General features: G+C 45.2%; 26 protein-coding genes and 1 other annotated feature. All 26 genes read left to right on the plus strand.

Features of this window, described 5'->3' with window-relative positions; genetic code table 11:
* Window positions 1–210 precede the first annotated feature (210 nt).
* The 26 genes from rpmG (at window position 211) to rpsQ (ending at window position 22,518) form a co-directional block, all read left to right on the plus strand.
* Complete coding sequence (gene rpmG / locus CXK86_RS30035; RefSeq protein WP_072735843.1) at window positions 211–360, plus strand: 50S ribosomal protein L33; 150 nt, start codon at window positions 211–213, stop codon at window positions 358–360.
* A gap of 17 nt (window positions 361–377) precedes the next feature.
* Window positions 378–569 (plus strand): preprotein translocase subunit SecE, encoded by a 192-nt coding sequence (secE, locus tag CXK86_RS30040; RefSeq protein WP_017692060.1) that lies wholly within the window; start codon window positions 378–380, stop codon window positions 567–569.
* Window positions 570–590: 21 nt separating this feature from the next.
* Window positions 591–1,124: a transcription termination/antitermination protein NusG gene (nusG, locus tag CXK86_RS30045; RefSeq protein ID WP_036607165.1), complete on the plus strand. Its 534-nt coding sequence runs from the start codon at window positions 591–593 to the stop codon at window positions 1,122–1,124.
* Between the two features lie 68 nt (window positions 1,125–1,192).
* The gene (rplK, locus tag CXK86_RS30050; RefSeq protein WP_017692062.1) at window positions 1,193–1,618 is read left to right on the plus strand and encodes a 50S ribosomal protein L11; all 426 of its coding nucleotides are present in this window, start codon (window positions 1,193–1,195) and stop codon (window positions 1,616–1,618) included.
* 94 nt (window positions 1,619–1,712) lie between these two features.
* A complete protein-coding gene (gene rplA, locus CXK86_RS30055) occupies window positions 1,713–2,405 on the plus strand; it encodes a 50S ribosomal protein L1 (RefSeq protein WP_017692063.1) in 693 nt (230 codons plus the stop codon).
* 68 nt (window positions 2,406–2,473) lie between these two features.
* Window positions 2,474–2,620, plus strand: a sequence feature (ribosomal protein L10 leader region).
* A gap of 24 nt (window positions 2,621–2,644) precedes the next feature.
* A complete protein-coding gene (rplJ, locus tag CXK86_RS30060) occupies window positions 2,645–3,148 on the plus strand; it encodes a 50S ribosomal protein L10 (RefSeq protein WP_047841127.1) in 504 nt (167 codons plus the stop codon).
* Window positions 3,149–3,220: 72 nt separating this feature from the next.
* Window positions 3,221–3,580: a 50S ribosomal protein L7/L12 gene (gene rplL / locus CXK86_RS30065; RefSeq protein ID WP_017692065.1), complete on the plus strand. Its 360-nt coding sequence runs from the start codon at window positions 3,221–3,223 to the stop codon at window positions 3,578–3,580.
* A gap of 96 nt (window positions 3,581–3,676) precedes the next feature.
* On the plus strand, window positions 3,677–4,297 hold the full coding sequence (locus CXK86_RS30070) for a class I SAM-dependent methyltransferase (RefSeq protein ID WP_036671575.1): 621 nt from the start codon (window positions 3,677–3,679) through the stop codon (window positions 4,295–4,297).
* A 393-nt stretch (window positions 4,298–4,690) separates the two neighbouring features.
* Window positions 4,691–8,236: a DNA-directed RNA polymerase subunit beta gene (gene rpoB / locus CXK86_RS30075; protein ID WP_036671573.1), complete on the plus strand. Its 3,546-nt coding sequence runs from the start codon at window positions 4,691–4,693 to the stop codon at window positions 8,234–8,236.
* 113 nt (window positions 8,237–8,349) lie between these two features.
* Complete coding sequence (gene rpoC, locus CXK86_RS30080) at window positions 8,350–11,964, plus strand: DNA-directed RNA polymerase subunit beta' (protein WP_036607173.1); 3,615 nt, start codon at window positions 8,350–8,352, stop codon at window positions 11,962–11,964.
* 204 nt (window positions 11,965–12,168) lie between these two features.
* The gene (locus CXK86_RS30085; RefSeq protein ID WP_036607175.1) at window positions 12,169–12,420 is read left to right on the plus strand and encodes a ribosomal L7Ae/L30e/S12e/Gadd45 family protein; all 252 of its coding nucleotides are present in this window, start codon (window positions 12,169–12,171) and stop codon (window positions 12,418–12,420) included.
* A gap of 150 nt (window positions 12,421–12,570) precedes the next feature.
* On the plus strand, window positions 12,571–12,993 hold the full coding sequence (gene rpsL / locus CXK86_RS30090) for a 30S ribosomal protein S12 (RefSeq protein ID WP_017692070.1): 423 nt from the start codon (window positions 12,571–12,573) through the stop codon (window positions 12,991–12,993).
* 87 nt (window positions 12,994–13,080) lie between these two features.
* Complete coding sequence (rpsG, locus tag CXK86_RS30095) at window positions 13,081–13,551, plus strand: 30S ribosomal protein S7 (protein WP_017692071.1); 471 nt, start codon at window positions 13,081–13,083, stop codon at window positions 13,549–13,551.
* Between the two features lie 49 nt (window positions 13,552–13,600).
* Window positions 13,601–15,679, plus strand: a complete 2,079-nt coding sequence (fusA, locus tag CXK86_RS30100) for an elongation factor G (RefSeq protein ID WP_036607177.1) — start codon at window positions 13,601–13,603, stop codon at window positions 15,677–15,679.
* Between the two features lie 95 nt (window positions 15,680–15,774).
* Window positions 15,775–16,965: an elongation factor Tu gene (tuf, locus tag CXK86_RS30105; protein WP_017692073.1), complete on the plus strand. Its 1,191-nt coding sequence runs from the start codon at window positions 15,775–15,777 to the stop codon at window positions 16,963–16,965.
* A gap of 436 nt (window positions 16,966–17,401) precedes the next feature.
* Window positions 17,402–17,710 carry a 30S ribosomal protein S10 gene (rpsJ, locus tag CXK86_RS30110; protein ID WP_017692074.1) on the plus strand — a complete coding sequence of 103 codons (309 nt, stop codon included), beginning with the start codon at window positions 17,402–17,404 and terminating at the stop codon, window positions 17,708–17,710.
* Between the two features lie 46 nt (window positions 17,711–17,756).
* Window positions 17,757–18,380 carry a 50S ribosomal protein L3 gene (gene rplC, locus CXK86_RS30115; protein WP_017692075.1) on the plus strand — a complete coding sequence of 208 codons (624 nt, stop codon included), beginning with the start codon at window positions 17,757–17,759 and terminating at the stop codon, window positions 18,378–18,380.
* Between the two features lie 25 nt (window positions 18,381–18,405).
* Complete coding sequence (rplD, locus tag CXK86_RS30120; RefSeq protein ID WP_076254723.1) at window positions 18,406–19,029, plus strand: 50S ribosomal protein L4; 624 nt, start codon at window positions 18,406–18,408, stop codon at window positions 19,027–19,029.
* Window positions 19,029–19,319 carry a 50S ribosomal protein L23 gene (gene rplW, locus CXK86_RS30125; RefSeq protein ID WP_017692077.1) on the plus strand — a complete coding sequence of 97 codons (291 nt, stop codon included), beginning with the start codon at window positions 19,029–19,031 and terminating at the stop codon, window positions 19,317–19,319. The genes rplD and rplW overlap by 1 nt, the downstream gene beginning before the upstream one ends.
* 30 nt (window positions 19,320–19,349) lie before the next feature.
* Window positions 19,350–20,180 carry a 50S ribosomal protein L2 gene (gene rplB, locus CXK86_RS30130; protein WP_017692078.1) on the plus strand — a complete coding sequence of 277 codons (831 nt, stop codon included), beginning with the start codon at window positions 19,350–19,352 and terminating at the stop codon, window positions 20,178–20,180.
* A 71-nt stretch (window positions 20,181–20,251) separates the two neighbouring features.
* A complete protein-coding gene (gene rpsS, locus CXK86_RS30135) occupies window positions 20,252–20,530 on the plus strand; it encodes a 30S ribosomal protein S19 (protein ID WP_017692079.1) in 279 nt (92 codons plus the stop codon).
* Between the two features lie 35 nt (window positions 20,531–20,565).
* On the plus strand, window positions 20,566–20,898 hold the full coding sequence (gene rplV / locus CXK86_RS30140) for a 50S ribosomal protein L22 (protein WP_036607180.1): 333 nt from the start codon (window positions 20,566–20,568) through the stop codon (window positions 20,896–20,898).
* Window positions 20,899–20,913: 15 nt separating this feature from the next.
* Window positions 20,914–21,579 (plus strand): 30S ribosomal protein S3, encoded by a 666-nt coding sequence (gene rpsC / locus CXK86_RS30145; RefSeq protein ID WP_036607182.1) that lies wholly within the window; start codon window positions 20,914–20,916, stop codon window positions 21,577–21,579.
* 2 nt (window positions 21,580–21,581) lie between these two features.
* On the plus strand, window positions 21,582–22,016 hold the full coding sequence (gene rplP, locus CXK86_RS30150; protein ID WP_017692082.1) for a 50S ribosomal protein L16: 435 nt from the start codon (window positions 21,582–21,584) through the stop codon (window positions 22,014–22,016).
* Window positions 22,006–22,203, plus strand: coding sequence for a 50S ribosomal protein L29 (rpmC, locus tag CXK86_RS30155; RefSeq protein ID WP_017692083.1), 198 nt, complete (start codon window positions 22,006–22,008; stop codon window positions 22,201–22,203). The genes rplP and rpmC overlap by 11 nt, the downstream gene beginning before the upstream one ends.
* Before the next feature lie 48 nt (window positions 22,204–22,251).
* A complete protein-coding gene (gene rpsQ, locus CXK86_RS30160) occupies window positions 22,252–22,518 on the plus strand; it encodes a 30S ribosomal protein S17 (RefSeq protein ID WP_017692084.1) in 267 nt (88 codons plus the stop codon).
* Window positions 22,519–22,539 lie beyond the last annotated feature (21 nt).

Below are 22,539 nucleotides of genomic sequence, written 5' to 3' on the forward strand. Positions count from 1 at the left end.
CTCGGTCCAAGCAGGAGAAGAGAAAAACAGAGATGAGAAACGAATGTACGTTGTACGGAAGTAATACCCAATGAATGAAAGACTATTCTTTCATTGACATGGTTATACCCTTGTGATAAAGTGTTTTAGGTAGGCCTAAATTTATGGCTTTTTTTCAGGATCAATTTAGAGACTCTGCTTGAATGTGGAAGTCTTCGGGAGGTGTACATCATGCGGGTAATTATTACTTTGGCTTGTACTAACTGCAAACAAAGAAATTACACTACGACAAAAAACAAGCGTAATCACCCCGACCGCATGGAGATGAAGAAATTTTGCAAGTTTTGTAACGAGCAGACTTCTCATCGCGAAACCAGATAGTTTTTGGAGGTGTCGGCGTGAAACGAAGTTTCAAATCTCTGATTTCCTTTTTCTCAGAAAGCTGGGCTGAACTTAAAAAAGTTCGCTGGCCTAATCGTAAAGAGCTGACCAACTACACATTGATCGTACTTGGTACTGTTGTGGTTATGACGCTGTTTTTTTGGGTCATTGACATTGGCATCTCCTTTGTGATCGAAGCGATTATTTAAGAAGGGTTCCGGTGGCTTGATATGGAAAAAAGATGGTACGTCGTTCATACCTATTCAGGGTATGAGAACAAGGTCAAAGCCAATTTGGAAAAACGCGTAGAGTCTATGGGCATGGAAGACAAGATATTCCGCGTTCTTGTTCCTATGGAAGAAGAAGTGGTAAACAAGGACGGTAAGAAAAAAACCGTTATGCGTAAAGTTTACCCCGGTTATGTCTTGGTGGAAATGGTACAGACGGATGATTCTTGGTATGTTGTTCGCAACACACCAGGGGTTACAGGATTTGTCGGTTCGACAGGTTCTGGGTCCAAACCAACTGCATTGTTGCCTGAAGAAGTGGAACAAATTCTGAAGCACATGGGAATGGTTGAGCCTAAGCCGAAAATTGAGTTCGATATTAAGGAATCCGTGCGTATTAAAGTCGGTCCTTTTGCGAATTTCGTAGGCTCCGTGGAAGAAATTTTGGTAGAGAAAAGCAAGTTGAAAGTGCACGTGAACATGTTTGGACGGGAAACGCCGCTTGAGTTGGAATACACACAAGTGGAGAAGATCTAGTTTCTTCAAGTTTCTTGTGGGAGGGTTGAAAAACCCGTTAACCACTATTTTGCAAGGAGGTGTCAATCATGGCGAAAAAAGTTATTAAAATGGTAAAACTGCAGATTCCAGCAGGTAAAGCAAACCCAGCACCACCAGTAGGTCCAGCTTTGGGTCAAGCAGGTGTCAACATCATGGCATTCTGTAAAGAATTCAACGCTCGTACAGCTGATCAAGCGGGATTGATTATTCCAGTTGAAATTTCTGTATTCGAGGACCGTTCCTTTACTTTCATCACTAAAACTCCACCAGCAGCAGTTCTGTTGAAAGTGGCAGCTAAAGTTGAAAAAGGATCCGGCGAACCGAACAAGAAAAAAGTTGCTACTGTTAAACGTGATGCGGTACGTCAAATCGCAGAAACAAAAATGCCTGACCTGAATGCAGCAGACGTTGAGTCCGCTATGCGTATGGTCGAAGGTACTGCCCGCAGCATGGGTATCACCATCGAAGACTAATTTTCATAAGAAACATGGCTTCGTAAAACCGGTCGATTCGCGACCGGTTGATGTGGGAGGTATATCCGCTAACACCACAAAGGAGGAATAAAACATGGCTAAACACGGTAAAAAATACCTGGAAGCTGCTAAGCTGATTGACAGCGAAGCAACTTACGAGCCTTCAGAAGCTGTAGAGCTTGTGAAAAAGGCAGCTACTGCAAAATTCGATGAAACAATCGAAGCAGCAGTTCGTTTGGGTGTAGACCCTCGTAAGCAAGACCAGGCTGTACGTGGTGTTGTTGTCTTGCCACACGGCACAGGTAAAACACAACGCGTATTGGTATTTGCAAAAGGTGACAAAGCGAAAGAAGCGGAAGCGGCTGGCGCGGACTATGTTGGTGATGCAGACATGATCAACAAAATCCAACAAGGCTGGTTCGAATTCGACGTCTGCGTAGCGACACCAGATATGATGAGTGAAGTAGGTAAATTGGGCCGACTGCTCGGCGGTAAAGGTCTGATGCCTAACCCTAAAGCCGGAACGGTAACTTTCGATGTAACTAAGGCTGTTCAAGAAATTAAAGCCGGTAAAATCGAATATCGTCTGGATCGTGCAGGTCAAATTCATGCACCGATTGGTAAAGCTTCTTTCTCTTCTGAGCAACTTAATGAGAACTTCAAAGCTCTCATGGAAGCTCTGAATCGTGCTAAACCAGCGGCAGCAAAAGGTGTTTATCTGAAGAATGTTAGTCTTTCTTCCACGATGGGCCCTGGCGCACGCGTGAACGCAGCAGCTTTTAGATAATATCTCTTGACAGGCTTGTCCTGTTTTTGATAAGATATAAAAGTTGTGAGTCCGAGTGACTGACCGTTGACATTTGAATATGCTTGCCGTAGACAGTAGGTGCCATTTGGCTTAATTTCCTGCCGAGGTGTGATTATAGAACTTAGAACGATGCAAATCGATGATGAGTATATATCAAGCCTTCGTGATTCTACGGAGGCTTTTCTTAATGGGATAAATTTGATCAGGAGGTGTACAGATTGGCAAACGCAAAAGTGATTCAAGCAAAACAAGAATCCGTTGATGCAGTAACAGCAAAATTGCGCGAGAGCGTTACAACTGTTGTTGTTGACTATCGCGGATTGAACGTTGCCCAAGTAACTGAGTTGCGTAAGCAACTTCGTGAAGCAGGGATCGAATTCCAAGTGCTGAAAAACTCGTTGCTTCGCCGTGCAGCTGCAGCAGCAGAACTGACAGAACTTGAAAATGTTCTTACAGGTCCTACTGCAATTGCATTCAGCGTAGATGACGTTGTGGCTCCAGCTAAAATTCTGAACGACTTCGCGAAAAAGAACGATGCACTGGAATTGAAAGGTGCAGTCGTAGAAGGTCGCGTAATCGGAGTAGAAGAAGTTAAGGCATTGGCAGAACTGCCATCCCGCGATGGACTCCTCTCCATGCTCCTCAGCGTGCTTCAAGCGCCAGTGCGCAACTTCGCGCTTGCGGTTAAAGCAGTTGCAGAAAAAGAAGAACAAGGCGCGTAAGCAACTTGATCTGAATGCTGCTTAGGCGGCAAATGAATTAAAAAAAATAATATTATATATGGAGGTTCACTCATGAGTAAAGAGCAAATCTTGGAAGCAATCAAAGGCATGACTGTACTGGAATTGAACGATCTTGTTAAAGCAATCGAAGAAGAATTCGGCGTAACTGCTGCAGCTCCAGTAGCTGCTGCAGGTGCAGTAGCTTCTGCTGAAGCTGAGCAATCCGAGTTCGACGTAATCTTGACTAGCGCTGGTGCTTCCAAAATCAACGTTATCAAAGCAGTTCGCGAAATCACAGGTCTTGGCCTGAAAGAAGCAAAAGAATTGGTTGACAACGCTCCAAAAGCATTGAAAGAAAAAGTTGCTAAAGAAGAAGCAGAAGCGGTTAAAGCTAAGCTTGAAGAAGCTGGCGCTTCAGTTGAAGTTAAATAATTTAGCTATTACAAGCTAAATGAACAAAACAACAAACCCCTTGACTTATATCAAGGGGTTTGTTGCTGTAATTGTAAATGGAAAGTGAGTGAGGGCATGTCCAATCATTATTATTCGGACAAACCACAAGTGGCGCATGATCGCAGAGCAACTGAAGTGGTTCTTCGCGGATTCAGTCTGCGATTCGTGACGGATGCCGGTGTGTTTTCCAAAAACGGAATCGATTATGGCAGCAGAGTATTGATTGATGCGATAGAGTTGCCATCAGGGGCTCATGTTCTCGATGTGGGCTGTGGATACGGGCCAATGGGTCTTACAGCAGCCAAACTTGTACCGGATGGGCATGTCACCATGATCGATATCAACGAGAGAGCCGTTGAACTTTCCAGGGAAAATGCAAAAGCGAACGGAATTAACAATGTTACGGTATTGCAAAGTAATCTACTGGCTGAAGTAAAAAAGCAAGATTTTGACGTTATCCTAACCAACCCGCCTATACGGGCTGGGAAAGAGACGGTTCATACTATTTTCGAACAGGCACATCGCCATCTGAAGGTAGGCGGTTCGTTGTGGATTGTCATTCAGAAGAAACAAGGAGCCCCGTCAGCGAAAGCAAAATTGGAATCTTTGTTTGGAAGAGTGGAAGAAGTGACGAAGGATAAAGGCTATCGGATTTTCAAAGCGGTGAAATCGGAAGAGGTATCTACTAAAAGCTGAATCCGAGTTTGTAAAGTAAGCAGGGGATCATTTTTTTGCAATAGGACTATTGACTTGAAATTCAGGTCGTGGTATAGTTGTAAAATGTCAGTATTAAGATGCCCTACTTGGCTTTAGCTAACTAAAAATGTCAACCTTTTTTTACGCCGAACGGGCTTATTATGCCTACGTTTGGCGTATAATATGTACATTTTGGGCAAACTGGGGATAAGAATGATTTGGAAAGACATCCGCCGATCAAAGTTGCTCTTTTTTCGAACGACATTTCGAGTAAGGGCTTTTCTTTATTTGTGGATGCATTGCTTTGCTCTGTATGTGTACCATTATAAGGTTACAAACAGAGGTTCGCAACGAAATTTTTAAAGTGAGTAGACATTGAGGGGTGAGTTTAAGTTGGCAGGACATCTTGTTCAATATGGTCGACGCACTCGGCGCAGTTATGCACGAATTAACGAGATACTCGAAGTTCCGAACCTGATTGAAATCCAACAAAAATCCTATGATTGGTTTTTGGAGGAAGGGTTGCGCGAAATGTTCCAGGATATCTCGCCGATCCAGGATTTTACAGGTAACTTGATTTTGGAATTTATCGATTACAGTCTCGGTGAACCGAAGTATACAGTAGACGACGCAAAAGAGCGTGACGTTACGTATGCAGCACCGCTTCGGGTCAAAGTCCGGCTCATTAATAAGGAAACCGGCGAAGTCAAAGAGCAGGAAGTATTCATGGGAGATTTCCCGCTGATGACCAACACGGGCACATTTATTATTAATGGTGCGGAACGGGTTATTGTCAGCCAGTTGGTTCGCTCTCCTAGCGTTTACTTCAGTACCAAAGTAGATAAAAACGCCAAAAAAACGTATACCGCTACAGTTATTCCTAACCGCGGCGCTTGGTTGGAACTGGAGATGGACGCGAAGGATGTTGTTTATGTCCGGATCGACCGTACACGTAAAATACCGGTTACGGTTCTCCTGCGTTCACTTGGTTTTGGCACAGATGCTGAGATTCTGGATCTGCTCGGTAATGACGAATATATCCGCAACACACTGGACAAAGACAACACGGATTCCACGGAGAAAGCACTCATTGAGATCTATGAGCGTCTTCGTCCGGGCGAGCCTCCAACGCTTGATAATGCGAAAAGCTTGCTCGTAGCACGTTTCTTTGATCCAAAACGTTATGACCTGGCTAATGTAGGTCGTTACAAAATGAACAAAAAGCTTCACATCAAAAACCGTTTGTTTAACCAGCGTTTGGCTGAATCACTTGTTGACGCTGAAACAGGCGAGATTATTGCTGAAGCAGGTCAAATGGTGGATCGTCGCTTGTTGGATGAAATCATGCCGTATCTGGAGAAGAGCGTTGGTTTCCGCACGTACCACGTGGGTAACGGTGTTCTGGATGCTAATGATGTTCCTATGCAAACGATCGATGTATTTTCACCAACAGAAGATGGTAAAGTAGTCAAACTGATTGCCAATGGAATCATTGACAAGTCCGTTAAAAACGTGACACCGGCGGATATCATTTCGTCCATCAGTTATTTCCTTAACCTTCTGCAGGGAATTGGTAGCACGGATGATATCGATCATCTGGGTAACCGTCGTTTGCGTTCGGTGGGTGAACTCCTGCAGAACCAGTTCCGTATTGGTTTGTCCCGTATGGAGCGTGTGGTTCGTGAGAGAATGTCCATTCAGGATGCTAACGTAATTACACCACAGGCATTGATCAACATACGTCCTGTTATTGCATCGATTAAAGAGTTCTTTGGTAGCTCTCAGTTGTCACAATTTATGGATCAAACGAACCCGCTGGGTGAGTTGACACATAAACGTCGTTTGTCCGCACTCGGACCCGGTGGTTTGACACGTGAGCGCGCAGGTATGGAAGTGCGTGACGTCCATCCATCCCACTATGGCCGTATGTGTCCAATCGAGACGCCAGAGGGACCAAACATCGGTTTGATCAACTCCTTGTCTACGTTCGCCCGTGTGAATGAATATGGCTTCATTGAAGCTCCATATCGTTGGGTTGATCCGAAGACAGGTATTGTAACCGAGCAAATTGATTACCTGACAGCGGACGAAGAGGACAACTATGTTATCGCGCAAGCGAATGCGAAGCTGAATGAAGATAGTACATTTGAAGAAGAAGCGATCATTGTACGTTATAACAAACAGTCGGATAACATCCTTACGATGCCGAGTGAGCGCGTTGACTACATGGACGTATCTCCTAAGCAAGTTGTATCCGTCGCTACAGCGCTTATTCCGTTCCTTGAGAACGATGACTCCAACCGTGCGCTCATGGGATCAAACATGCAGCGGCAGGCCGTTCCACTTTTGATTCCTAAAGCACCTCTTGTGGGAACAGGTATGGAACACAAAGCCGCGAAAGATTCCGGTGTATGTATTGTCTCCGATTATGACGGAATTATTGAACGATCTACTGCGAACGAGATTTGGGTCCGTCGTGTTGAAGAAGTGGACGGTCAGGAAGTTAAAGGCGATATCGTTAAATATAAATTACACAAATTTATGCGTTCGAACCAAGGAACATGCATTAACCAGCGTCCGATTGTTAAAAGAGGTGCCGCTGTCAAAGCTGGCGATATCCTCGCTGATGGTCCTTCAACGGAAATGGGTGAATTGGCTCTGGGACGTAACGTTGTTGTTGCCTTCATGACTTGGGAAGGTTACAACTACGAGGATGCGATCTTGCTCAGTGAAAAACTCGTTAAGGAAGATGTATACACATCCATCCATATCGAGGAGTATGAGTCAGAAGCACGTGATACCAAGCTTGGACCTGAAGAGATCACACGTGATATCCCTAACGTTGGGGAAGAAGCGTTGCGTAACTTGGATGAGCGCGGTATTATCCGCATCGGTGCTGAGATCAGTGCTGGCGACATTCTGGTTGGTAAAGTAACACCTAAGGGTGTAACAGAGCTGACAGCAGAAGAACGTCTCTTGCATGCGATCTTTGGTGAGAAAGCACGTGAAGTACGTGATACTTCCTTGCGTGTACCACATGGTACTGACGGTATCGTAGTAGACGTGAAAGTATTTACCCGTGAAAACGGTGATGAGCTGCCTCCAGGTGTTAACCAACTCGTTCGTGTATATATCGCTCAAAAACGGAAAATTTCCGAGGGTGATAAAATGGCCGGACGTCACGGTAACAAAGGGGTCGTGGCCCGCATCTTGCCGGAAGAAGATATGCCTTTCCTGCCAGACGGTACACCGGTTCAGATCGTTCTTAACCCACTGGGCGTACCTTCCCGGATGAATATCGGTCAAGTACTCGAGGTTCACTTGGGTATGGCGGCGATGCAACTGGGTATTCACGTAGCAACTCCTGTATTCGACGGAGCGAAGGAGTATGACGTCTTCGATACGATGGAAGAAGCGGGTATGCAACGTAATGGTAAAACTGTCCTGTATGATGGTCGTACAGGTGAAGAGTTTGAACGTGAAGTTACCGTAGGTGTCATGCACATGATCAAACTGGCACACATGGTTGATGATAAAATCCATGCCCGTTCCACGGGTCCTTACTCACTTGTTACGCAACAGCCATTGGGCGGTAAAGCCCAATTTGGTGGACAGCGTTTCGGGGAGATGGAAGTATGGGCGCTTGAGGCATACGGTGCTGCTTATACGCTGCAAGAAATCTTGACTGTTAAATCCGATGACGTTGTTGGTCGGGTTAAAACGTATGAATCCATTGTCAAAGGTGAGAATGTTCCGGAACCAGGTGTTCCTGAATCATTCAAAGTATTGATCAAAGAGCTGCAAAGCTTGGGTATGGACGTTAAGATTTTGAGTGAAGATGAGCAAGAGATTGAAATGAGAGAAATGGACGATGAAGATGACGCTGCGAGCGATAAGCTCAGCCTCAACCTTGAGGGTACAGAGGTCGGAGCGGAATAAACCGCTTCGAGCGCATGATGACCGGCGTTTTTCATCAGGCTCACGTCTTGCTCCGGCTTCGGCCGGAGTGGGCGTAACCTAGATTACAGGAATTGGTTAAGGAGGGTTGCTCCTTGTTGGACGTCAACAATTTCGAATACATGAAGATCGGGCTTGCTTCCCCAGAGAAAATTCGTTCTTGGTCCCGCGGAGAAGTGAAAAAACCGGAAACGATCAACTATCGTACGTTGAAACCGGAAAAAGAAGGGCTGTTCTGCGAAAAGATTTTTGGCCCTACAAAAGACTGGGAATGTCATTGCGGTAAATACAAACGCGTCCGTTATAAAGGCGTTGTCTGTGATCGTTGTGGCGTTGAAGTAACACGTGCGAAAGTACGCCGCGAACGGATGGGCCACATTGAGCTCGCTGCTCCGGTATCGCATATCTGGTACTTCAAAGGTATTCCGAGCCGTATGGGTCTTGCTCTGGATATGTCTCCAAGATCTCTTGAAGAGATTATTTATTTTGCATCATATGTTGTAACTGATCCAGGAGAAACTCCACTGGAGAAAAAACAGCTGTTGTCCGAGAAAGAATACCGCAGCTACCGTGAAAAATACGGTTATGGTTTCCATGCTGGCATGGGCGCAGAAGCGGTTAAAAAATTACTTCAAGACCTTGACATAGACAAAGAGCTCGAGTTCCTGAAAGAAGAGCTCCGGACTGCGCAAGGACAACGTCGTAATCGTGCAATCAAACGTCTGGAAGTTATCGAAGCATTCCGCAACTCCGGCAACAAGCCAGAGTGGATGATCATGGATGTACTTCCTGTTATCCCGCCGGAACTTCGTCCAATGGTACAGTTGGATGGTGGACGTTTTGCAACGTCTGACCTGAATGACTTGTACCGCCGTGTAATCAACCGGAACAACCGTCTGAAACGTCTGCTTGATCTGGGCGCGCCAGATATTATCGTGCAAAATGAAAAACGGATGTTGCAGGAAGCTGTTGACGCATTGATCGATAATGGTCGTCGTGGCCGCCCGGTAACGGGTCCTGGTAACCGTCCATTGAAATCTCTCAGCCACATGCTGAAAGGTAAACAAGGACGTTTCCGTCAAAACTTGCTCGGTAAACGGGTTGACTATTCTGGTCGTTCCGTTATCGTTGTTGGACCTTACCTGAAAATGTATCAGTGTGGTCTGCCAAAAGATATGGCACTTGAATTGTTCAAGCCTTTTGTTATGAAAGAGCTTGTAAATAAAGGGCTTGCCCACAACATCAAGAGCGCGAAACGTAAAGTTGAGCGTGTAAGTCCTGAAGTATGGGATGTTCTTGAAGAAGTAATCAAGGAGCATCCGGTTCTGTTGAACCGTGCCCCTACGCTTCACAGACTCGGTATTCAAGCATTTGAACCGATTCTCGTTGAAGGTAAAGCAATTCGTCTTCACCCGCTCGTATGTACGGCATACAATGCCGACTTTGACGGTGACCAAATGGCCGTGCACGTTCCGTTGTCCGCTGAAGCTCAAGCGGAAGCACGTATCCTGATGCTTGCATCTGGTAACATTTTGAACCCGAAAGACGGTAAACCGGTTGTTACTCCTTCCCAGGATATGGTGCTCGGTTCTTACTACCTCACTATGGATAACAAGGAAGAAAAGGGCACAGGTATGATCTTGCGTACAGTTAACGAAGCTGTATCGGCATATCAACGTGGTACTGCTGGTCTGCATGCGCGTGTAGCTATTCCTGTTAAGGCGCTTGGTAAAACAAGCTTCACGGAAGAACAACAAGAAGGAATGTTGCTGACAACTGTCGGTAAAATTATCTTCAATGAAATTTTCCCGGCAAGCTTCCCGTATATCAATGACGCGACTCGTGCTAACCTGTACCAAGGTACTGCAGATCACTCATTTGTATATGAAAAAGGTGCTGATCTCAGAGAAGCTATTATGAATGCTCCTCTGGCTGGCGGTGTCGGTAAAGAATACCTCGGCTCCATCATTGCACGTTGTTTTGAAATTTATCACACAACGGAAACAGCCGTTATTTTGGATAAAATCAAACAACTTGGTTTCACATACTCTACACGTGCCGGTATTACGGTTGCGGTATCTGATGTTATCGTTCCACCTGAGAAGTTTGAAATTCTTAGACAATCTGAGGAAAAAGCACAAATCGTTACGAATCAGTACCGTCGTGGTCTGATTACGAATGAGGAGCGCTATGACCGTATCATTGATATCTGGTCAAAATCCAAAGATGACATCACTGAGATTCTGATGAAGTCCATGGATCGTTACAACTCGATCATGATGATGGTAGACTCCAAAGCACGGGGTAACAAATCGCAAATCACCCAATTGGGCGGTATGCGTGGTCTGATGGCCAACCCATCCGGTCGAATTATCGAACTCCCAATCAAATCGAACTTCCGTGAAGGTCTGACGGTACTCGAGTACTTTATCTCCACTCACGGAGCGCGTAAAGGTTTGGCGGATACAGCCCTGCGTACAGCCGATTCAGGTTACCTGACTCGTCGTCTCGTAGACGTAGCCCAAGACGTAATCGTGCGTGATGATGATTGTGGTACAGATAAAGGCTTTACGGTAAGTCGTATCCAGGATGGTAAAGAGGTTATCGAAGACCTCTACGACCGTATTGAAGGCAGATACTGCTTCGAGACTCTTCGTCATCCGGAAACGAAAGAAATCATTGTAGGTCGCAATGAATTGATTGACTCCGATAAAGCAGAAGCGATTATCAAAGCAGGTATTACTAAATTGCAAATCCGCTCCGTCCTCAGTTGCCGTGCAAGTCATGGTGTCTGCAAGAAGTGTTATGGTCGCAACCTCGCGACTGGTAAACACGTGGAGATTGGTGAAGCAGTTGGTATTATCGCAGCACAGTCCATTGGTGAGCCAGGAACACAGCTTACAATGCGTACGTTCCATACTGGTGGTGTAGCCGGAGACGATATTACGCAAGGTTTGCCACGTATCCAGGAGTTGTTCGAAGCTCGTAATCCTAAGGGTCAAGCAACGATCAGTGAAATCGATGGTGTGGTTAAAGAGATTCGCGAAGCGAAAGATCGTCGTGAAATCGAAATTCAAGGTGAAGCGGAATCCAAAGTATACGCCGTTACCTACGGTTCCCGTGTGCGCGTAAGCGAAGGCGCGGAAGTTGAAGCGGGTGACGAGTTGACAGACGGTTCCATTGATCCAAAAGAGATGTTACGGATTAAAGGCATACGTGGTGTACAAAACTACATTCTGCAGGAAGTACAACGCGTATATCGTAACCAAGGCGTAGAAATTAACGATAAGCACGTTGAAGTTATGATCCGTCAAATGCTGCGTAAAATCCGTATCGTAGATGCAGGAGATACAACGCTGTTGCCAGGATCGTTCGTGGATATGCATGAGTACGAAAGAGCTAACAAAATTGCGATTCTTAGTGATAAAGAGCCGGCGGTTGCTAAACCAATCCTGCTCGGTATTACGAAAGCATCCCTGGAAACAGACTCCTTCCTCTCGGCGGCTTCGTTCCAAGAAACTACACGTGTATTGACAGATGCAGCGATCAAAGGTAAAGTCGATCAGTTGCTCGGTCTGAAGGAAAATGTAATCATCGGTAAATTGATTCCTGCCGGTACAGGTATGCACCGTTACCGCAGCATCAAATTTGCTGAGCCAGAAGATGGCCAATCTTCAGTAGAAGAACTTGAGCCAGTTTCGGTTGATTAAATATATTTCTCCTCATTAGAGGAGAGTGAAAGTTTTGTGCGTCAGGAGACGGACGTTTGTATGATACAGGCGGACGAATCCTGATGTACGTAAACTTTTAAAAAATGTTTTAGGATTAGCATTGACAATGCTTGCGCTAGATGCTAATATATCAAAGGTGCGTGGGCAGCTGATTGTACATGGTTCTATTCGGAGGAATACACAATGTCTAATGAAAAAGCCTTGCAAGATGCTCATGTCAAAATAGGTACCAAACAGACCATGCGGATGGTGCAGACAGGTATGGCTTCTGAAGTCTATGTCGCAGAAGATAGTGATCCGCAGCTTACTTCCAAAATCATTGCTTTGTGTGAACAACACAATGTAAAATGCACGAAAGTGGATACAATGAAAAATCTCGGCAAGGCTTGCGGGATTGGAGTAGGAGCAGCTATGGCTGCTGTCGTAAAATCATAGGGTAAGGAACGTTTTTGTCCGAGAACTTTTAAGGATTCTCCAAGGCAAAAACTTTTCATTTGTCTTTTTATGAACCGCCTGGGTCTGTGGACTTAGTGCAAAGAGGTTTATAAAGAAACATGAATATTTGAGGAAGGGGGTGGCAATCACATGCCAACTATTAACCAACTGGTTCGTAAAGGACGTCAAGCAAAAGTTGAGAAGTCAAAATCTCCAGCTTTGCAAAAAGGATTCAACGCTTTGAAACGTGAATCTACTAACATCAGTGCCCCACAAAAACGTGGTGTCTGCACTCGTGTAGGTACAATGACTCCACGTAAACCAAACTCTGCACTTCGTAAGTATGCCCGTGTTCGTTTGACGAACCGTCTCGAGGTTACTGCTTATATCCCGGGAATCGGACATAACCTTCAAGAGCACAGTGTGGTATTGATCCGCGGAGGTAAAGTTAAAGACCTTGCAGGAGTTCGTTATCACATCGTTCGTGGAGCTCTCGATACTGCTGGTGTAAACAACCGTATGCAAGCTCGTTCGAAATACGGCGCTAAGCGTCCAAAAGCTAAAAAAGCCTAAACTATTATAGGCAGATAGCCTGAAAGCCTTCTGGTCTAAGTCTGGAAGGTACAGGATCTGCTGAACAAGAAAGAAAGGGGGATATCCATGCCACGCAAAGGTCCAGTTACGAAAAGAGACGTTCTGCCTGATCCGTTATATAACAGCAAGTTGGTTACTCGTTTAATCAACCGCATCATGATCGGCGGAAAACGCGGTGTTGCTCAAAGCATTCTGTATAATGCGTTCAAGTTGATTCAAGAACGTACGGGTAATGACCCTATGGAAGTATTTGAAGCAGCAATCAAGAACATCATGCCAGTCCTGGAAGTTAAAGCTCGCCGTGTCGGCGGTGCCAACTACCAAGTACCAATCGAGGTGAAACCAGAGAGACGTACTGCTCTGGGATTACGTTGGCTCGTGAACTACTCCCGCAACCGCGGTGAGAAAACAATGGAAGAGCGTTTGGCGGCTGAGATCATCGACGCTTCCAACAACACAGGCGCTTCCGTTAAAAAACGTGAAGATACGCACAAAATGGCTGAAGCGAACAAAGCGTTTGCTCACTACCGTTGGTAGGATTCAGTTCACAATAAAAAAACTTCAATTTTGAAGGGAGACCCATTTCATGGCTAGAGAGTTCTCCTTAAAAAATACACGTAATATCGGGATCATGGCTCATATTGATGCGGGTAAAACCACGACAACTGAGCGGATCCTGTTTTACACAGGACGTACGCACAAAATCGGTGAAGTACACGAAGGCGCTGCGACAATGGACTGGATGGAACAGGAACAGGAGCGCGGAATTACGATTACTTCCGCTGCAACTACCGCTGCTTGGAAAGGCCACCGCGTTAATATTATTGATACCCCGGGACACGTTGACTTCACTGTTGAAGTTGAACGTTCCCTTCGTGTATTGGACGGAGCAGTTGGTGTATTCAGTGCGAAAGAAGGCGTTGAGCCTCAGTCCGAAACCGTATGGAGACAGGCTGACAAGTACGGCGTACCTCGTATCGCATATGTAAACAAAATGGATATCATCGGTGCTGACTTCCTGAACGTTGTATCTGACATGCGTGATCGCCTTCAAGCGAACGCTGTTGCGATTCAACTTCCAATCGGCGCTGAAAATGATTTCAAAGGTATCATCGATATCGTTGCACAAAGAGCTCATATGTACAAAGATGACCTTGGTCAAGATATCGAAGAAACCGACATTCCTGCAGAGTTTGCAGATCAAGTTGAAGAACTTCGCAACGAGTTGATTGAGCGCGTTGCTGAACTGGATGAAGATTTGACAATGAAATACCTGGAAGGCGAAGAGATCACAATTGATGAGATCAAAACCGTACTCCGTAAAGGTGTTGTAGATGTTAAGATCTTCCCAGTTATCTGTGGATCCTCATATCGTAACAAAGGTGTTCAACTGATGTTGGATGCTGTTATCGACTACTTGCCAGCTCCAACAGATGTTGCATCGATCACGGGACATCTTGAAGATGGAACTGAAGCAATTCGTAAGTCATCCGATGAAGAGCCATTCTCCGCATTGGCATTCAAAATTATGACTGACCCTTACGTTGGTAAATTGACATTCTTCCGCGTATACTCTGGTGTTCTTCAATCCGGATCATATGTATTGAATGCCACTAAAAACAAACGTGAGCGTATCGGTCGTATCCTTCAAATGCATGCGAACAGCCGTCAAGAAATCACTGTAGTTTACTCCGGTGATATTGCAGCTGCCGTAGGTTTGAAAGATACAGGTACAGGTGATACACTATGTGATGAGAAAAATCCGGTTATCCTGGAGTCAATGAACTTCCCTGATCCGGTTATCGAAATCGCTGTTGAACCTAAAACCAAAGCTGACCAGGATAAACTGGGTGTTGCTCTCGGTAAGTTGACTGAAGAGGATCCAACTCTTCGTGCTCATACTGACGAAGAAACAGGCCAAACGATCTTGGCAGGTATGGGTGAGCTTCACCTTGATATCATCATCGACCGTATGCGTCGTGAGTTCAAGGTTGAAACTACTGTGGGTAAACCACAAGTAGCTTACCGTGAAACATTCCGTGCTCCAGCGCGCGTTGAAGGTAAATTCGTACGTCAATCCGGTGGTCGTGGTCAATACGGTCACGTATGGGTTGAATTCGAACCTCTCGAGCCGGGTACAGGCAGCCAGTTCGAAAGTAAGGTTGTCGGTGGTTCCGTACCAAGAGAATACATTCAACCTGCACTGTCAGGGATTGAAGAGCAAATGAAAAACGGTGTTATTGCAGGCTTCCCGCTTGTTGACGTTAAGGCTACAATCGTAGACGGATCTTACCATGATGTCGATTCCAATGAGATGGCATTTAAAATTGCCGGATCTATGGCGCTTAAAGCGGCTAAAGACAAGTGTAAACCAGTTCTGCTTGAGCCTATCATGAAAGTAGAAGTAACTGTTCCAGAAGAGTACATGGGTGACGTAATGGGTATGTTGAACTCCCGTCGTGGCCGCATCGAAGGTATGGATTCCCGTAGTGGAGCTCAAATCATCCGTGCTAAGGTACCTCTGTCTGAAATGTTTGGTTACTCTACAACTCTTCGTTCCGGTACTCAAGGACGCGGCGTATTCTCCATGGAACTCTCTCACTATGAAGAAGTTCCTAAGAGCATCGCTGAAGAAATCGTTGCCAAAACAAAAGGCACCGAGTAGTTTTCTCACACTGGATGCAAGTGCATAAGAATTAAATTCGGAGCACTTCATTCAGTGAAAACATAAAATTATAATTTTAAGGAGGCCACGTTCAAATGGCAAAGGCTAAATACGAACGTAATAAACCCCACGTTAACATCGGTACTATTGGTCACGTCGATCACGGTAAAACAACTCTGACTGCTGCAATCACAACTGTATTGTCCAAAACTTACGGTGGTGCTGCAATTGCATTCGACCAAATCGACAAAGCTCCAGAAGAGCGCGAACGCGGTATCACAATCTCCACATCACACGTTGAGTACGAAACTGACACTCGTCACTACGCTCACGTTGACTGCCCAGGTCACGCCGACTATGTTAAAAACATGATCACTGGCGCGGCTCAAATGGATGGAGCTATCTTGGTAGTATCCGCAGCAGACGGCCCAATGCCACAAACTCGTGAGCACATCTTGCTCTCCCGTCAAGTAGGCGTACCTTACATTGTTGTATTCTTGAACAAATGTGACATGGTTGAAGACGAAGAGTTGTTGGAATTGGTTGAGATGGAAGTTCGCGACCTTCTTAACGAATATGAGTTCCCTGGTGACGATACTCCAATCACTCGTGGATCCGCTCGTGAAGCTCTGGCAAACCCAGATGGCGAATGGGCTCAAAAAATCGTTGAGATGTTCAAAGAGATCGACACTTACATCCCACTGCCTGAGCGTCAAACTGACAAGCCTTTCTTGATGCCTGTCGAGGACGTATTCTCCATCACTGGTCGTGGTACTGTTGCTACTGGCCGTGTAGAGCGTGGTACTGTTAAAGTCGGCGAAGAGATCGAAATCGTTGGTATCACTGAAGAAACTAAAAAATCCGTTGTAACAGGCGTTGAGATGTTCCGTAAATTGTTGGATTCCGCTCAAGCGGGTGACAACATCGGTGCATTGTTGCGTGGTGTTGACCGTACTCAAATCGAGCGTGGTCAAGTACTTGCAAAACCAGGTTCTGTTAAGCCACACACAGAATTCACAGCTCAAATCTACGTTCTGACTAAAGAAGAGGGCGGACGTCACAAACCATTCTTCACTGGTTACCGTCCACAGTTCTACTTCCGTACAACTGACGTAACAGGCATCATCAACTTGCCTGAAGGTACTGAAATGGTAATGCCTGGTGATAACATCACTGTTACTGTTTCCCTGATCTCCCCAATCGCGATTGAAGAAGGAACTAAATTCTCCATTCGTGAAGGTGGACGTACAGTAGGTGCCGGTTCCGTAGCATCTATCCAAAAATAATTCGGCTTAACGCTGAATAAAGCATATGTAACAGTGTACTGGAACGAGTAACATTGTATTGTAACGAAGCTTCGGAAGAGTTCTTTATCCGACATCGGATAGAGAACTCTTTTATTATGTTTAAAGTTCGGAACCTGCGTCATACGAAATGAACATCATTTACGTGTTTAGAAGGATTGGCAAGGCAGCCTGGATATTGAAGATTAACACTGCAATAAACGAAGTCATTTCATCAGAAAAGATAAGTTTAAATGTTTTTCTTAAATATGCTTGCAATACGCCTATCTTTTCTATATAATAATGAATGTTGTTCTGTGACGTTGCGATGATGTGAGAGGTTACTGGCACACCCGGCCCCTTTGCCATGGGAGAGTGGCTAGAAAATTTTCACGGAGTATGTCCGATAAAAAATTGGGCGATAGAAGGAGGGACTAAAATGGCAAAGCAAAAAATTCGTATTCGTTTGAAAGCTTACGACCACAGAATTCTTGATCAATCCGCGGAGAAAATTGTTGAAACAGCAAAACGTTCGGGTGCTGGTGTATCCGGTCCGATTCCGCTTCCTACTGAAAAACAAATCATTACTATTCTTCGTGCGGTGCACAAGTACAAGGATTCTCGGGAACAATTCGAACAACGTACACATAAACGTTTGATCGACATCGTTAACCCGACTCCACAAACTGTGGATGCCTTGATGCGCTTGGATCTGCCGTCCGGTGTAGATATCGAAATTAAATTGTAATACAAGCTACAACAAAGACCATGTATAAAGGAAAAGAGGTGTCAACATGAAAGCAATCTTAGGAAAAAAACTCGGAATGACTCAAGTATTTACTCCTGAAGGTAACGTCGTTCCAGTAACGGTTATCGAAGCAGGCCCTTGTGTTGTTTTGCAAAAGAAAGACATTGAGAACGATGGCTACGAAGCAATTCAAATCGGTTACTCCGATAAGAAAGAGAAAAATGCTAACAAGCCAGAAGCAGGTCACGCTAAAAAAGCGAACACTGCCCCTAAGCGCTACGTTCGTGAAGTTCGCGGTATCAACATCGCAGAATATGAAGTTGGCCAAGAACTGAAAGCTGACATTTTCGCTGAAGGCGAATTCGTTGACGTAACGGGTATTTCTAAAGGTAAAGGTTTTGCCGGCGTTATCAAACGTTGGGGACAAAGCACTGGACCTATGTCACACGGTTCGCGTTACCACCGTGGCCCTGGTTCAATGGGTTCGATCCAAGCTAACCGCGTTCCTAAAGGCAAACGCCTGCCAGGACACATGGGACATGATACTATTACAATCCAACGTCTTGAAGTAGTTAAAGTAGACGCTGAGCGTAACGTGTTGCTCGTGAAAGGTTCCATTCCTGGACCGAAAAACAGTCTCATTAGAGTTAAAGAAACGGTGAAAAAATAACCACTGAAGAAAGGAGGAACACAAAATGCCAAAAGTATCAGTTTACAATGTAGATGGTAGCCAAGTAGGCGAAGTTGAATTGAACGATGCGGTTTTCGGAATTGAGCCGAACCAACACGTTCTGTACGATGCAGTTCTTATGCAACGCGCTTCCCTTCGTCAAGGTACCCACAAAGTAAAAGGACGTTCTGAAGTTCGTGGCGGTGGACGTAAGCCTTGGAAACAAAAAGGTACAGGTCGCGCTCGTCAAGGTTCAATTCGTTCACCACAATGGAAAGGCGGCGGTATCGTATTTGGTCCAACACCACGGAGCTATGCGTATAAACTGCCTAAGAAAGTTCGCCGCTTGGCGATCAGATCAGCCCTTTCATCCAAAGTGCTTGACAATGACATTATCGTTTTGGACGCTCTCACGTTGAGCACGCCTAAAACTAAAGAATTTGCAGCCATCTTGAGTAACCTCAAAGTGGGACGTAAAGCTTTGATTGTAGCTCCTAGCTATGATGATAATGTAGCTCTTTCCGCACGGAATATTCCAGGCGTGAAATTCGTAGCTGCTGACGGTATTAATGTTCTTGACGTGCTTTCGCACGACAAATTGATCATTACGAAAGAAGCAGTTCAGAAGGTAGAGGAGGTGCTCGCGTAATGAAGGATCCTCGTGATATTGTAAAACGTCCGATTATTACGGAACGTACTGCTGACATGATGAACGACTTGAAATATGTATTTGAAGTCGATATCCGTGCAAACAAAACCGAGATCAAAAAGGCAGTAGAAGCTATTTTCAATGTAAAAGTGAAAAACGTGAACACGCTTCGTGTTCCAGCTAAGCCGAAACGGTACGGACGTTATTCCGGATATACTAGCGAATGGAAAAAAGCGTTTGTAACGTTGACAAAAGACAGCAAAACGCTTGAGTTCTTTGAAACTGTATAATTGAATTTTTGAAGTAAGGAGGGAAACCCAGTGCCAATCAAAAAGTATAAACCAACATCCCCGGCAAGACGGAACATGTCCGTTTCTACATTTGAGGAAATCACCACAAATCAGCCGGAGAAATCGTTGTTGGCCCCGTTGAGCAAACAAGCAGGCCGCAACAACCAAGGTAAAATTACAGTTCGTCACCATGGTGGTGGACACAAACGTAAATACCGTATCATTGACTTCAAACGTACTAAAGATGGAATACCGGGCCGCGTTGCTACGATTGAGTATGACCCGAACCGTACATCTAACATCGCTCTGATTCACTATGCTGATGGTGAAAAACGTTATATCATCGCTCCTAAAGGTTTGAAAGTTGGAGATCAAGTATTCTCCGGACCTGAATCAGACATCAAAATCGGTAACGCACTGCCACTTGAAAACATTCCAGTTGGTACCGTTATCCACAACATCGAGTTGAAACCAGGTAAAGGCGGACAATTGGTTCGTGCTGCTGGTACAGAAGCTCAATTGCTTGGTAAAGAAGAAAAATACGTTTCCGTTCGTCTCTCTTCCGGAGAAGTTCGTCGTATTTTGAAAGTTTGCCGCGCGACAATCGGATCTGTAGGTAACCAAGACCACGAGCTCATCAAAATCGGTAAAGCCGGTCGTAGCCGTTGGTTGGGTAAACGTCCTGAGGTTCGTGGTGTAGTAATGAACCCTAACGATCACCCACACGGTGGTGGTGAAGGTCGTGCTCCAATCGGACGTAAATCGCCAATGTCACCATGGGGTAAACCTACACTTGGTTACAAAACGCGTAAGAAAAATAAAGCTTCTGATAAATACATCATTCGCCGCCGCACGAAGTAATACACACTGTGCATAACTTCGTGAGGCATCTGCGGATGCATAATAGCTATGTTTGAAGGGAGGATCTCCACATGGGTCGCAGTTTGAAAAAAGGGCCATTCATTGATGGCTACATGCTTAAAAAGGTAGAAGAGATGGAAGCTTCAGGTAAGAAGAATGTGATCAAAACCTGGTCCCGTCGTTCTACAATTTTCCCGCAATTCATCGGACACACATTTGGCGTTTACGATGGTCGTAAACACGTGCCAGTGTATGTAACTGAGGACATGGTCGGACACAAACTGGGTGAGTTCGCTCCAACCCGTACGTACAAAGGCCATACTGCTGATGATAAGAAAACAAGAAGATAAATGAATATCTTTAATGTTTGAAAGGAGGTTACACAATGGAAGCAAAAGCACATGCTAAGTTTATCCGGATTGCTCCTCGTAAAGCTCAACTCGTTGTTGACTTGATTCGTGGCAAGCAAGTAGGTGAGGCGGTTGCCATTCTCCGTCACACTCCGAAATCTGCTTCTCCAATCGTTGAGAAGTTGCTTAACTCCGCTATTGCGAATGCGGAACATAACTATTCTTTGGATGTTAACAAATTGGTTATCTCGCAAGCTTACGTGAACCAAGGACCGACAATGAAACGTTTCCGCCCTCGTGCAATGGGACGTGCAAGTCGTATTAACAAACGTACTAGCCACATTACTTTGGTGGTATCTGAGAAGTAGAAGGAGGGGAAATGTGTGGGCCAAAAGGTAAATCCAGTCGGACTCCGTGTCGGAATTATCCGTGACTGGGAATCTAAGTGGTATGCAGGCAAAGACTTCGGTGATCTTTTGATGGAAGACGTGAGAATTCGTGAATTCCTGAAAAATAAATTGAAAGACTCCGCTTTATCTCGTGTAGAAATTGAGAGAGCGGCTAACCGCGTAAACGTAACGATTCACACTGCTAAACCAGGTATGGTTATTGGTAAGGGTGGTTCGGAAGTTGAAAATCTTCGTAACCAAATTACGAAAATTGCTGGCGGTAAAAAAGTACACATCAACATTTCTGAAATTAAGAACCAAGACTTGGACGCTGTTCTTGTAGCTGAAAGCATTGCACAACAATTGGAACGTCGTGTTTCTTTCCGTCGTGCTCTGAAACAAGCAATTCAAAGAACTATGCGCTCCGGTGCTAAAGGTATCAAAACTCAAGTAGGCGGACGTCTTGGCGGTGCTGAGATCGCACGTTCTGAAGGCTACAGCGAAGGAACTGTTCCACTGCACACACTGCGTGCTGACATTGACTACGGTACAGCAGAGGCTCATACTACTTACGGACTTATCGGCGTAAAAGTATGGATCTATCGTGGAGAGGTTCTTCCTACGGCTAAGAAACAAGCTGCTAAGGAAGGAGGCAACTAATCATGTTGGTACCAAAACGCGTAAAACACCGTAAGCAACAACGTGGACATATGAAAGGCCAAGCTAAAGGCGGAACGACTCTGAACTTTGGCGAATACGGTCTGCAAGCTACGGAACCGGCTTGGATTACGAACCGTCAAATCGAAGCGGCTCGTATTGCGATGACTCGTTACATCAAACGTGGTGGTAAAGTTTGGATCAAAATTTTCCCAGACAAACCAATCACTCAAAAGCCTCTCGAGGTTCGGATGGGTAGCGGTAAAGGTAACGTAGAAAAATGGGTTGCAGTAGTGAAACCAGGTAAGATCATGTTTGAACTTGCTGGTGTACCGGAGGAAATTGCACGCGAAGCAATGCGTCTTGCCGCTCACAAACTGCCAATCAAAACGAAGTTCGTGAAACGTGAAGAATTGGGTGGTGAAGCAAATGAAAGCTAGTGAATTTCGCAACCTAACCTCTGCTGAAATCGAGCAAAAGATTGCCGGATTTAAAGAAGAACTCTTTAACCTCCGCTTTCAATTAGCTACCGGTCAGCTGGATAACCCGACTCGCATCCGTGATGTGCGGAAAGAAATAGCTCGTGCTAAAACCATTATCCGTGAGAGAGAATTGGGAATCGGTTAATTAGGGATAGGATGGACAATCCGTCCGTAATCAGGAAGGAGGCCAACAATGAGCGAAGAACGTAACGCACGTAAAGTGCAAACTGGTAAAGTGGTCAGCGATAAAATGGACAAAACGATTGTTGTTGCTGTAGAAACTTACAAAAAACACAACTTGTACCATAAACGCATTAAGGTTACTAAAAAATTCAAAGCGCATGACGAAGAAAACACTGCGAAAATCGGTGACACGGTGAAAATCATGGAGACTCGTCCGCTTTCGAAAGATAAACGCTGGAGACTTACTGAAATCGTAGAAAAAGCGGTTATCATCTAATGCATCAGCAGCATTGCTGAA

The organism is Paenibacillus sp. BGI2013 (assembly GCF_002843485.1).
GTDB lineage: Bacteria > Bacillota > Bacilli > Paenibacillales > Paenibacillaceae > Paenibacillus > Paenibacillus amylolyticus.